General features: G+C 40.1%; 12 protein-coding genes and 1 other RNA gene. 2 read left to right on the plus strand and 11 right to left on the minus strand.

The annotated features are described in order from the left end of the window. Positions 1 to 51 precede the first annotated feature (51 nt). Both ACEN82_RS09990 and ACEN82_RS09995 read right to left on the minus strand, forming a co-directional pair. Positions 52 to 810 (minus strand): CPBP family intramembrane glutamic endopeptidase, encoded by a 759-nt coding sequence (locus ACEN82_RS09990; RefSeq protein WP_413321954.1) that lies wholly within the window; start codon positions 808 to 810, stop codon positions 52 to 54. Between the two features lie 4 nt (positions 811 to 814). Next, positions 815 to 1,357, minus strand: coding sequence for a zinc ribbon domain-containing protein (locus ACEN82_RS09995; protein WP_090525984.1), 543 nt, complete (start codon positions 1,355 to 1,357; stop codon positions 815 to 817). 113 nt (positions 1,358 to 1,470) lie between these two features. Here ACEN82_RS09995 and ACEN82_RS10000 point away from each other — a divergent pair, with 113 nt between their 5' ends. Then, a complete protein-coding gene (locus ACEN82_RS10000) occupies positions 1,471 to 2,346 on the plus strand; it encodes a fructosamine kinase family protein (protein WP_373613610.1) in 876 nt (291 codons plus the stop codon). Here the strand turns inward: ACEN82_RS10000 and ACEN82_RS10005 are convergent. The 8 genes from ACEN82_RS10005 to ACEN82_RS10040 all read right to left on the minus strand — a co-directional run bounded on the left by ACEN82_RS10005 (position 2,343) and on the right by ACEN82_RS10040 (position 8,883). Beyond that, complete coding sequence (locus ACEN82_RS10005) at positions 2,343 to 3,803, minus strand: hypothetical protein (RefSeq protein WP_188832333.1); 1,461 nt, start codon at positions 3,801 to 3,803, stop codon at positions 2,343 to 2,345. The two genes, ACEN82_RS10000 and ACEN82_RS10005, sit on opposite strands and share 4 nt — an antisense overlap. Before the next feature lie 445 nt (positions 3,804 to 4,248). Further along, positions 4,249 to 4,716 carry a DUF4488 domain-containing protein gene (locus tag ACEN82_RS10010; RefSeq protein ID WP_090525981.1) on the minus strand — a complete coding sequence of 156 codons (468 nt, stop codon included), beginning with the start codon at positions 4,714 to 4,716 and terminating at the stop codon, positions 4,249 to 4,251. Positions 4,717 to 4,813: 97 nt separating this feature from the next. Next, on the minus strand, positions 4,814 to 6,199 hold the full coding sequence (locus ACEN82_RS10015; protein WP_090525980.1) for a sigma-54-dependent transcriptional regulator: 1,386 nt from the start codon (positions 6,197 to 6,199) through the stop codon (positions 4,814 to 4,816). Between the two features lie 182 nt (positions 6,200 to 6,381). Beyond that, positions 6,382 to 6,769, minus strand: an RNA gene (gene rnpB / locus ACEN82_RS10020) — RNase P RNA component class A. A 133-nt stretch (positions 6,770 to 6,902) separates the two neighbouring features. Next, the gene (locus ACEN82_RS10025) at positions 6,903 to 7,319 is read right to left on the minus strand and encodes a c-type cytochrome (RefSeq protein ID WP_413321955.1); all 417 of its coding nucleotides are present in this window, start codon (positions 7,317 to 7,319) and stop codon (positions 6,903 to 6,905) included. Then, entirely contained in the window at positions 7,316 to 7,963 is a 648-nt protein-coding gene (locus ACEN82_RS10030; RefSeq protein WP_413321956.1) for an SCO family protein, read from the minus strand. The genes ACEN82_RS10025 and ACEN82_RS10030 overlap by 4 nt, the downstream gene beginning before the upstream one ends. Next, positions 7,960 to 8,373 (minus strand): hypothetical protein, encoded by a 414-nt coding sequence (locus ACEN82_RS10035; protein ID WP_090525977.1) that lies wholly within the window; start codon positions 8,371 to 8,373, stop codon positions 7,960 to 7,962. Before ACEN82_RS10035 ends, ACEN82_RS10030 begins: the two co-directional genes overlap by 4 nt. A 42-nt stretch (positions 8,374 to 8,415) precedes the next feature. Next, complete coding sequence (locus ACEN82_RS10040) at positions 8,416 to 8,883, minus strand: DinB family protein (protein WP_413321957.1); 468 nt, start codon at positions 8,881 to 8,883, stop codon at positions 8,416 to 8,418. A gap of 296 nt (positions 8,884 to 9,179) precedes the next feature. Here ACEN82_RS10040 and ACEN82_RS10045 point away from each other — a divergent pair, with 296 nt between their 5' ends. Further along, on the plus strand, positions 9,180 to 10,538 hold the full coding sequence (locus ACEN82_RS10045; RefSeq protein WP_413321958.1) for a GH1 family beta-glucosidase: 1,359 nt from the start codon (positions 9,180 to 9,182) through the stop codon (positions 10,536 to 10,538). 4 nt (positions 10,539 to 10,542) lie between these two features. Here the strand turns inward: ACEN82_RS10045 and ACEN82_RS10050 are convergent, their stop codons facing one another. Continuing rightward, complete coding sequence (locus tag ACEN82_RS10050; protein ID WP_413321960.1) at positions 10,543 to 12,624, minus strand: tetratricopeptide repeat-containing sensor histidine kinase; 2,082 nt, start codon at positions 12,622 to 12,624, stop codon at positions 10,543 to 10,545. Positions 12,625 to 12,657: the final 33 nt, after the last annotated feature.

Genomic DNA, 12,657 nt, shown 5'->3' on the forward strand with positions numbered 1-12,657 from the left:
AGGATGATAATTTGGTATTGAGTTTTTAATTGGCTTTTTATTTCTTTAACACTATAGTAACTCAAATAAACAAGCGGTTAAATTAAAGCAAAAATGAAAGAATACGCCATACCAGATAGTGTTTTCCTTTACCTTAACATAGCCGAGAAATAAAGCGAATGGGATTAACCAGAACAAGGAAACGAAGTTGAGGTGAATAATACCAAACAAGAAAGCTGAAATGAAAACAGCCTGCCCGGTATCGGCAATATTTAACAACGATTGCAGCAGATATCCCCGAAAGCCAAGTTCTTCAAACAAAGCCGGAGTTATCGCAGTGAAAAATATAATCAAATAGGCAGCGCCAGGCATGCCGGCAAAAATGGAGTAATAGTAATAGTCTCGCGAGAAGATGATAATATTGATCCAACTTGAAATGTAATGGATCAGCAGGTTGCTGGCCATTGCAATCGATCCATAAGCAGCTAACTTTTGCCATGAAAATGAAGGCCAGCGGAGCTGTTTTTTATAATCATTCCAGTTATAGGTAAAAAACAATACCGCGGTTCCGGCACCGATAATTTCAACTACCAGGAACCAGCCAACTGTTTTAAAGTAGTCAACAAACGACGACAATGCACATACCACGATGTAAATCCCATAAAACAAAGCAGCTTGCTTAAGCAATTGCCAGTTATGGGCGGTCTCATCGGTTGCCGTATCCTCTTGCCGGTAGCCGCAGTTGCTGCAAAACTTTACGTTGACGGCGTTTGATGCACCACATTGTATGCAATGTACTGCTTCTGTTGCTTGGTGTTGTTCGGACAGCAAAAGACTAAGCTATATGTTTTTCTTTCCTGATTTTTTCTATTTCCATTGCCGATTTAATGCCTTTGATCATATAGCCAATAATCACTATTTTTATGATGATACCCCTGGCAATAGATATAGGATCAACTATGGCGTTTAACAACTGGACAATCACATACAGCGACAAGCCTGATATGAGACAGGCTAAGGGTTTCTTTTTGCTGTAAGCGCCCAAAACCAAGAACATAGCCGCCATTATTAAATCGGTTATGACTACAGCTACTACATCTTCTTCATCTTTATGCATGAAAAAATAAACCAGGCCGCTCAAAATAAAAACTCCTGCCAGGTAATATAATGTTGTACCCGCCTGTTTAAGCGTTTTATTATAGGTAAACATGTCTATTTCTTCAACCTGCCGTTCTGAAATAAATATGTTTTGTTCGGCTTCAGTCCCCTTTAGCGGATAGCCACATTGGGTGCAAAAGGTGTCTTCGGGCTTTGCTTGCGTGTTGCAGTGTGCGCAGTTTTCTGTTAATTGAACAGCTGCAGGAATTTGATTCTCCATTTAATTTTGTGATAAGGACTTAAAAATATTACACGAATATAATTATTGCAATTTAATTGTCTGCTAAAACAAATAATTTAGCCTGGTAAGATTTGATGATTTTATTATCGCCTATGTTTAAAAACTTCATCCCCGATATTTTATTAAGTTATATTCAAAGTAAACTCAATATCAAAATCATTAATGTTAATGCAGTGAGCGGTGGTGATATAAACGATGTCTACCATTTGCAATGCGACGATCACAGTTATTTATTGAAAGTAAATGACAGGTATAAATTCCCCAATATGTTTGTAAAAGAGCAGCAGGGGTTGAAGGCAATTCGCCAAACTAATGCAATTGCAGTTCCTGAGTTTGTTTTGCAGGGAGAGTTAGGCAATGATAGTTACCTTGTTTTAGAGTGGATAAATGTTGGTTCTGCTAATGCGCCTGCTTCTTCTAAGTTGGGAATGCAGCTTGCTCAAATGCATAAAAAAACCAATACCAGATTTGGTTTTTATGTTGACAATTATATGGGTTCGCTAATTCAAACTAATAATTGGTATGCTACGTGGAGCGATTTTTTTATTGAACAGCGGTTGCAGCCGATGGTTGAAATGGCGGTAGACAAAAAGGAACTCTCCCGGACCGATATTCACCAGTTTGATCAGCTTTATAAAAAGCTCCCAGGTTTATTTACAGAAGAACCACCCGCATTGCTGCACGGAGACCTTTGGGGAGGTAATTACTTGATTGATACCAGTGGCAAATCTTACCTGATCGATCCGGCGGTTAGTTATGGCAATCGTGAGTTTGATATTGCGATGACCACGCTTTTCGGTGGTTTTGACCGCGCTTTTTATGAGGCTTATAACCAGGAATTTCCGTTACTGCCTGGCTGGCAACAGCGTCTTAAACTTTGGAACCTTTATCCGCTGTTGGTTCACGTAAACCTGTTTGGCGGTATGTACGCCAACGAGGTAAGGGATAATCTTTCGACATTTATTTAGTTTGTGCCCTGTACAAAGACTGGTGTTTCGGTTACTTTAACAATAAGTTTCCCATTAACTGTTTTTAGGGTTGTTTTAACAACATTACCGGCACCTGTTTTTAGTGTATAAACATTTGCTTTAGCTGTACCAAGATTAAGTGTATATGTACCTGTACGTGCCTGATAATCAGGGATGGTTAATATGTACATGCTTTGTGATCCCGATAGATATTTATCAACCAGTGGATCGGCATTAATGGTACTTGTGTAGGTGTAGTTACCCATTAATTTTGATGTTTGCAATATAAAATCGGCAGCAGGTCTGCGTTTGCCATTTTCGGCTAAACCAGATGTAGCATATTGAACAGCAACATTAGGAGCATCGTCAAAAAGCTGGTAATAAAATACACGTTGTATACCATGCCTGATGTAAAGAAGCGAAGTTCTTAAAATCCAATCTGCCTGGGTGTTTTTCGATGTCTTTTGCCCTACATCTAAAGCTCTCTGATAGCTTCCCTTGTTTATATCGTAGCCAGACTCGGTTACCCAAACAGGGATTGGTTTAACAAAAGAATTTGCATACTGAACAAACGAATCAGCAATTTGCCCCGCCATCGACAATTCCGGCGGCAGGCCAAACGTGGCAGGCTGATGTGTTAAAATATTACCGTTATTGTTGTAATAGTGGTAGTTAATAATATCAAAACACAGATTGATACTGCCGTTGGCTCTGTAACCACGGTTGATGCGGCACCACTCTACCATTTTCTTTACAAAATTTATGTCGGCTGTAGCTAATCCACCCATTACCACTTTCATATTAGGATCAGCATTTTTTACACCGGCATTTTTTCCTAACTTCCCCTTGTTGCCATCATAAAAGGCCGACATGTTAGCTGCATACTCTTCAGCGGTTTGTTGTGTTGCTGATCCTTTCCACCATTTATCGCGCTCATTATCACACTCTACGTAAGTTATAAGGCCCATGCCCACTTTTACCTGGTTAGGCGAGTCATCTGCCCATCGCATGCTGGTGTCAACTTTTATCAATGCCCTGTTAATATTAGTATTATAACCATACCTGGCGGCAAATTGAAAGGCCATGTGCGCCTGGTCAATATAGCTTGCCGGATCAGCCTTACTTAAGCCATAAATAAGCGGCGCATTTTCAAGATCCCGCATATTGTTAGGATAAGTATTAACCAACCAGGGCGGACAATTTTTTATATCTGCTAAAACCAATATACCTTCCTGCTTGCAACGGCTATAAATGAGATCATAGTTCCAGTTGTCTTTATGAGTGGGGTTGAAGGTATAGCTGCCTTTAGTGCTTTCCATCCGGGCCCAGCCTAAATAATGCCTTACTGCACTGAATGACTTGATAAGGTTCATGTTGGTTTCGTAAATGGCTCCTTTTTGCTCCGGATTGGCGGGATCCTGCAAAAAATTCCATTCATACGCGTTTATGCCAAACATGTTTTTAAGCGGAATATTTGAACTCGTAGCTGAAATTGTGTGAATAGATCTGGTAGTTGTAATGCTTTCTGAGCTTTTTTGCAGCCGGCAGCGATTAAATGAAGAAGTAAATAACGATAACATTAACAGTATCTTATGGTTAATTAACAGCTTCATTCTTTGAGTGGTCTTTAGCGGGTAAAGTACAATTAATCCGGGCCGATAAAAAGACTTCTTCAATAAATTCCATCGTTTACAAACAACAATCGGCTAACTTTTTGTGAAGGCTTTCCAATAAAATTTAACTTATTATAAACTGGGATAATTTAGTTTTTAACGAATGGGTTACCGCGCAGGTTACGATTTATTGTTATTGTAAAGGGGAAAGGTTGTCCGGCTCGTTCAAATAAACAGTGCAAATAAAAAGCCCGGAACACGCCGGGCTTTAAAATATAAGTTTTAAGGTTTATTTCACTCTTACATAAGTTTCAATGATCTCATGATCAACCTTAAGGCTGTCTATCTTCTCAATTCCTTTTTGAGTTAGGGTGTCATTTTTCATAGTGAGCTTAAATTTGAAATCCCTGTTTTCCCAATCGCGGGCATCGCAATAAGCCAGGTGCTCGGTATAATCATCGCCGGATAGGGTATAAGTGCCCGCGCCCGATGAATAAACCGGTTTGGCTGTTTTGCCGTGTACCAGGTCATGCGTAAAGAAGGCGAAGTTAGTAGCGTTAAACATCTTAAACATTTCCTGATCTTTAGGAGGGGTGGTTACTGTAGTATCGCCCTTCATAATACTTTTGCTCGATATCAGGTGCCAGGTCCCGTCAAGCTTACCGGCCGGTTCGGTTGTTTCTGTAGTTGCCTTTGGCTGGTTACCGCATGAGCATAGGGCGAACAGTAAAAAAGATGCTAAGTAATAGGTTTTCATGGTGTTAATAAAGGTTATTGAGATACAATAATAACATAAAAAAAGCACCGGCTATCATATTTGCCGATGCTTTTTAAAATAATTTCAAAAGTTTATGTTATTCGCCGCGTTTAAGGCCAAATTTTTCAATTTTACTGTACAAGTGACTGCGTTGAATATCGATATCATCAGCAGTTTTTGACACATTCCAGTTGTTTTTCTCCAGCTTGAATTTGATGTATTCACGCTCGGCAAAGTCCTTATATTCCTGGAAGTTATTGAACTGATCAAAATCTGTTTGCGGGGCAGGGGCAGCTGTGCTGCCAGTGCCAACTGCTGCCGGTGCAGATGGGTTTGCAAACGCTCTAACATCGTTATCTGTAATAACTTTATCACTCAGGATGATTAAGCGCTCAACCATGTTGCGGAGTTCACGGATATTACCGGTCCATGGCAGGGCTTTAAGGGCCTCAAGTGCAGCATCAGAGATCTTTTTAACCGGCATGCCATATTCATTGCAAATCTCATCCAAAAAGCTTTGAGTTAACAGCGGGATGTCGTCTTTGCGTTCAATAAGCGGCGGTACGTGGATTAGTATTACACTTAGGCGGTGATACAAGTCCATACGGAAATTACCGGCTTCAATTTCTTTTAGCAGGTCCTTGTTGGTTGCCGCTACTACACGTACATCAACGTCAATTTCCTTTTCGCCGCCTACGCGCGTAATCTTATTTTCCTGTAAGGCACGCAAAACTTTAGCCTGGGCCGACTGGCTCATGTCACCTATCTCATCTAAAAATAGCGTTCCTCCATTTGCCGATTCAAACTTGCCAATACGTTGTTTGATGGCGGATGTAAATGAGCCTTTCTCGTGGCCAAACAACTCACTCTCAATTAATTCTGAAGGGATTGCAGCACAGTTTACCTCGATAATGGGTGCAGCCGAGCGATTTGATTTTTCGTGGAGCCAGCGTGCAACCAATTCCTTGCCACTTCCATTGGCGCCTGTAACCAATACACGGGCATCGGTTGGGGCCACCCGGTCAATAGTTTCTTTTATTTTGAGGATAGCCTGCGATTCGCCTAAAATGGGGCGTACTTTTGATACTTTACGTTTAAGTACCTTAGCTTCAACAACAAGGCTTCCCCTATCAAGCGCGTTACGAACGGTAATAAGCAGGCGGTTAAGGTCAGGTGGTTTTGAAATAAAGTCAAACGCGCCTTTTTTGCTGGCCTCAACAGCGGTTTCAACCGTTCCGTGGCCTGATATCATAATAAAAGGTAGATCGGGCTTAATGGCGAGGCCTTCGGTAAGTACCTCCATACCATCCATGCGGTTCATTTTAATGTCGCACAGTACCAGGTCATAGTCTTTTTTTTCAATTAACTGAAGGCCGTCAACGCCGTTATCTACATCTTCAACCTCGTAATCTTCATACTCTAAAATCTCGCGAAGCGTGTTACGAATAGACCGTTCATCATCAATTATTAAAATTTTAGCCATGTTTTGTAATTATGTACCGATATGTAATTGTTGTTTGCTAATATATGGGTTTGTATAGAAAAACAAACACTTTTAATGTGCTATAAAGGTTTAAGGCGGATAAATGTTTGCAGGGTTGTAAAAATTTATTAAAAATAAATTGGTGTAAATAAAGAAACCCCTCGCTTTACAGCAAGGGGTTATACAGCAGCAAACCTATAAGCCGGGTTCTGTTTTGCCTTGTTAAAGGGCAACTTCTATCATTTATCTGGCCCTGTTATCACTAACAGGTTTAAACAACCTACCCATCCTAACGATTAGCCGTTGGGCTAATACGGGAGCGAGCAACTCCGCTTTCAGGACCTATTTGGTTTTTCAACTCCTGAGGTTTACCGTCATATCCGGTCGCCCGGTTACGCCGTGAGCTCTTACCTCACGTTTTCACCCTTACCCACCTAAGCGGGCGGTATTTTCTCTGTGGCACTTTGCTGTCGCCGGCTGCCGGCGCCTTCCCGTTAGGAAGCAGGATGCTCTGTGTTGCCCGGACTTTCCTCCGCCAAACAAGCTGGCAGCGATAGAACGTTTTGCGGTTGTAAAGATAGGGAAATTAGTTTAGTTCATGGTTGATGGTTCATAGATCATAGCAAAAGCTTGTAGTTCATGGTTCATAGCTTAGGGTATTTATCATAAACTATGAACCATGATCATCATCTATGAACAAAAGCTATTGACAATTTTTCAAATCATCCTGAACCTGTTGCAATGTAACAGTTCCCATTTTATTACCAAAGGAATTGGTAACGTAAGTAAGCACTTTAGCAATTTCAAGAGGGGCTATATCATCAGGCTGCATTTGGTCGTCAAAAGAGCGGCCTGCTACGGTTATTTTTCCCTTAAGGCCATTTTTGATAAAGCAGGCAAGTTTTCTCTTATTATTTTTTAAATAAATTGAATCTGTTAATGGAGGAATAAGTGCCGATAAACCTTGTCCTTTATCGCCATGGCAATTTTGACAATGCTGCTGGTAAACAAGGCTCCCGCCCGAGTAATAGCGTTTAAATTCAATTTGATCATCGCTTTGGCATGATGCGCCAATTATGATCAACAAAATAGCTATAGCGCCTATTGCCTTTATCTTCATTTGGCAGCAATTTGGTCGGGTTCGGCTTTCAGGGTTTTGATATCGGCAATCAGTTTGGTTACTTCTGCCGGGTCTGTTCCTTCGTAAGTACCGCGAAGGCGTTTCTGTTTATCTATTAAAATAAAGAAGCCATCATGAATGTATTCGCCTTTGGGATTTTTTTCGGATACACTTTGCAGGTAGCTTTTGGCAATTTTATAAGTATCGCCTTTTTCACCATGCAGTAACCACCAGGTATTGCCCACAATCCCTAATTTATCCGCATAGCGTTTTAATACAGGCACGGTATCATATTTGGGATCGATGGTATGCGAAATGATCCTGAAGTTATTATCATTCTTAAACTCCTTGTATACATTAAGCATATTTCGGTGCATCACCGGGCAAATAGAAGGGCAGGTGGTGAAAAAAAAGTCGGCTACATAAATTTTTCCATCCAGGTTTTTCTGAGTGATGGTATCAGCATACTGGTTTACAAACTTGAAGGGTGGGATAGTGGCGTACTCAGTATCTGTTACTGTTTTGCCATTAACCGTTTTAGTTACCGGAGTTTTATAACCCAATATGGGAAGGGCGGTTTTAGTATTTGATTTGCAGGCATTGAAAAGCATTAATATCATAATGCCTATCCACAATTTCCTCATTTTTTTGCCGGTATTTGGGTTATATATTTAGTTGAGCCGGTAACAGCTACATTTATTTGCGTATCTATTTTGCTGATGAGCTTCTTTTGAGCTTCAAGATAGTCCATAATTTCCTGGTGTGATTTGCCTTTATTTTCCGCATCAAATTTATGCATCCAGTCGCTCATCGCATTATCGGCATCATCCACCAGTTTTAAATACACTTTTGCCGTGTCTTTATTGATATTTGGGGCATTGTTTTTTACAAGGCTATCCAGCAGCATCTTATTTTTCATCAATTGCTCGTCATTGGCCATTACTTTATCATGTACGGCAATTACCTGGTTCAAAAGATCTTTTTCCTGTTTTTTAGTGTCGGTACAACCCAATAGCAGGGCAACGCCCGCGGCTGCGAATAGATGTTTTTTCATGGTTTTTGATGCGTGATAAAACTTGGCAAATATGCTAAATGTTTAGCTGTTTAACACCCTTAAATAATAACTATAGTCTGTAACAGGTAAAGTTTTTGTACCTGCAAACTTTAGCTGCTGCCCAATTTGAGCCCTGGTATGTGTACCATGGTTAAGTACCTGCGTAATAATATCGCTAATTTGGTTTTCAAAATAGTCGCCGGTAAAGCTATGATACGGAATTATCTTATTCAGATCTTCCTCATTGATTTCGTTTAAAAATGTGACCCATGCTTCATAACGCTCCGGTACCTGTTTTTTGCATTGCTCAATTGTAACATTTTCGGGCCATGTGTTAGGCAGAGAAGAATGGATAAGTTTGCATCTTTCGAGCCATACCTGTTCGGCGGCCAGCAGATGTCCCATCAGTTTAAGCGTTACCTCCGGCGAACCGTTTGCTTCCATTGTCTGTATCAACTGCTGATTGGCAAACAGGTTATAACCAAACATTTTTATAAAGTGTGTTTTCATAGTGTTTGTAAATTAATGGCTAATGTATTAAAGCAATTTTGTATATTTATGAAAATGCTGGTTAACAATTAAATAACATAGTTGTCACATTCAGCAAACATCTGCTTGTTACCTTTATTATTATAGTTAAATAACATAAGGGCATGAAATTCATTATCGATATTTCGAAACTGCTGATCAATTTCCGTCAGTGGATGATGCTTAAAAGTATGCGTTCGTCGTTCATACATTAAGTTATCACTTATAATTCTTCATTTATAAATATAATTGCACTTTTGGGCTTGTAGCTCAAATTAATGGAACTTACTGACCGGGAAATACATTTAAGCAAAGATCTTTTTGGTGCCGACTTTGAATGGGGCGTTTCAACTGCTGCTTTTCAGGTAGAAGGATCTCATGATGCCGATGGAAAAGGACTATCTGTGTGGGATGTTTTTACCACAAAAAAAGGAAAGATCCTGAATGGCGACCATGCACAAACCGCTTGCGATTTTTATAATTTGTATGAGCGTGATATCGACCTCATAAAAGAACTTAATATCCCCAATTTTCGTTTTTCTATATCCTGGACCCGTATTTTGCCCGAAGGCACCGGGAAAATTAACCAGGCCGGCATTGATTATTATAACCGGGTAATTAACTACTGCCTTAAGCAAGGCGTTGAACCCTGGTTAACTGTTTATCACTGGGACCTTCCGCATGTGCTTGAAGTTAAAGGCGGCTGGACAAATCGTGAAGCAATAACCTGGTTTAGTGAGTTTATCACTATTTGTGCTCAAAACTTTGGCGATAGGGTAAAACATTGGATGGTAATGAACGAGCCCGTAGTTTTTACGGGAGCCGGCTATTTTTTCGGCATCCATGCGCCGGGACGCAGTGGTATGAAAAACTTTGTACCCGCCATACATCACGTTACCATGAGTATTGCTGAAGGTGGCAGGATCCTGCGAAAATTGCTGCCTTCAACAACGCAAATAGGTACCACATTTTCGTGTTCGCAAATAGAGCCTTATACCGATAAGCCCAGGGATATAGCTGCCGCCGTTCGTGCCGACGCGCTGATCAATCGTCTATATATTGAACCTTTGTTGGGCATGGGTTACCCAATAAAAGACCTGCCTGCGCTTAAAGACCTGAAAAAGTATTTTTACCCCGGCGACGAGGATAAGCTGAGATTTGATTTTGATTTTATCGGCATACAGAATTACACCCGCGAAATTGTAAAATATTCGTTTTTTACGCCCTATATCAAAGCAAGTATGGTCAAAGCCGAAAAGAGGGGCGTTGATCTTACAGCTATGCGCTGGGAGGTTTACCCGCCTTCTATTTACCATATGATCAAAAAATATGATGCATATCCTAATGTTAAAAAGATTATCGTTACGGAAAATGGATCAGCTTTTCCCGACGAGGTTACTGATGGTGAAGTAAATGACCCCAAAAGATTAAAATATTTAAAGGATTACATAGCACAGGTGTTAAAGTCAAAAAATGAAGGCTGTAAGGTTAATGGCTATTTTGTGTGGACTCTCACCGACAATTTTGAATGGGCCGAAGGTTATCATCCGCGTTTTGGGCTGATCCATGTTGATCATGCAACCCAGCAGCGCACGGTTAAAGCATCTGGCAGGTGGTATGCTGAATTTCTGAAATAAGCTGTTAGTTTTTAGGGAGTGTGAAATTAAAGGAAGTGCCATTTTCAGTATCGCTCTCAAACCAGATCCGGCCGTTATGATCTTCAATAATTTGCTTACAGATGGAAAGACCAAGGCCAAATGATTTTTCGCCCGCAGTTCCGGGGCGTTTGGCATCTGTAAACATGTTAAACACCTGGTTTTTTAGCTTTTCGGGAATCCCTATACCGTGATCTTTTACTGAAATCTGGATTTCGTTTTCCAAATCAATGGCCATAACTAAAATAGCCGATCCTTCCGGACTGAATTTAATAGCATTACTGATCAGATTGCTGATCACCCGCCATATTTTTTCACGGCTAATGTAAATTTCGAGTGGTGAATTTAACAGGAAAGTATTGATAATCTGCTGCTTTTCAGCGGCCTTAAAACGCATCAACTCAACACTATTGCTCAATAAGGAATTAACTTCAACCGCTTCTTTATGTAATATAGCCGAAGCGGATTCAGTGGCTTCCAGAATTTCATTGATTAGTTCAATGGAGTTAAATGAAGTTTCCCGGATAATATTTAGCAGCTCTTTTTGTTCGTCGCTGTAATTTTCCTCTGTCATTACACTGGTAAGCGAGGCTATTCCGCCTATAGGGTTGCGCAGATCATGTGCAACAGTACGTAAAATCCGGTCCTTTTCCTGGTTATTGAGTTTTAAATCACGGAGGGCGCTTTCAAGGTGGTGGTTTTGATGGTTTATCTGGCTGTTAAGGCTTCCAAGTGTTTTAATGTTCTTTTTTGATTTTTGCCAGTTTAAAAATACCAGGGAAATGATAATAATGAGCATCAGGGCAAAAACAACAGTTACCCTCAGATAAATATGCTGCAATTCATTGTTTTTTTTAAGGTTATTAAACTCGTTATCTTTTTCAAGGCTTTTAACCTGTTCTGCAACGTCGGCTTCTTTTAGTTTTTTGTTTTCATTTACTATGATGTCCTTAAGCTCATCGTATTGCTTATAGTGCGTCATAGCCTGCTGATGATCATTCTGCTTCTCGAAATATTTTGACATCAATAAGTGCCAGTTTTGTTTGGTTTCCCGACTTTGAACACTATCAAACTGGAGGCTGATAATATTGAGGAGGTTTAATAAAGAGTCATTTAAGTTTTGCCGATCGTATATAGATGCAAGTTTTAATTCGGAGTGTTGAGCGTCATTATTATCGTTTCCTTTGCGCAGATTGATAGCTATACTTTTTCTAAGCAGGCTTTTAGCCTTGTTATAATCTTTTTGCCTGATACTTATATCAGCCATATTGCCATATACAACGCCCTTGGATACTTCCCCCATTTGGGGCCTGTCTTTAAACCTTGCTGTGTTATCATTAATGTAATCAAGGGCCTTGTTGTAAAAATACATGGCACTATCATTCATCAACATTTTACTGTAGCTTAAACCTATATTATTCAATAATTCCTGCCTGCGATAAAAATAATTGAAGTTCCCTTCGCATGACCTGGTTTCATCAAAGCTTTCCTTAAAATATTCTGCGGCCCGGCTGTAATGTTCCTGCTTATACAGGATCATGCCCATACGATAGCTATAATCACCCATGGTACATTCATCAAGGTTATTATTGGCAATTACTTTCCCTTCGTAAAAATAACTGTAAGCTTCGTTGTAACGATGTTCGTCAAATAACACGTCTCCTTTGGCAAGATGAGCCTGTCCATATTCACTGGTAAATTTTAGCTTCTTCTCCGGCGTGTCGAAAACATTGAGCATGCTGTCGGCGTACAGCAAAGCCATTTTTCGATCGGCCTTTATATGCGAAGCATAATTGTAGATAAAATAATAGTAATTATAAACTTGTTTGAAGCTAAGGTTGCTTGAATGACGGAAAGCTGAATCAAGATAATTTACTGCTGCTTTATGATGCCCATTATCATACATTATAGTTGCAGTGTCAACGGCTTTATTATATGCTGAAGACGAAAGAAAGCCCTTTGACTGTTGCCCGCATGAAGTGGTTATCAGCAAAAAGCAAACAAAAAGCAAACAACCCTGTATATTACCGGTTAGCCATATTTGCCTGAAGCTTTTGTATATAAACATCAATATTAAATTATGCGAGGTTTAGAGTTGATT

It is taken from the genome of Mucilaginibacter sp. Mucisp73 (genome assembly GCF_059491465.1).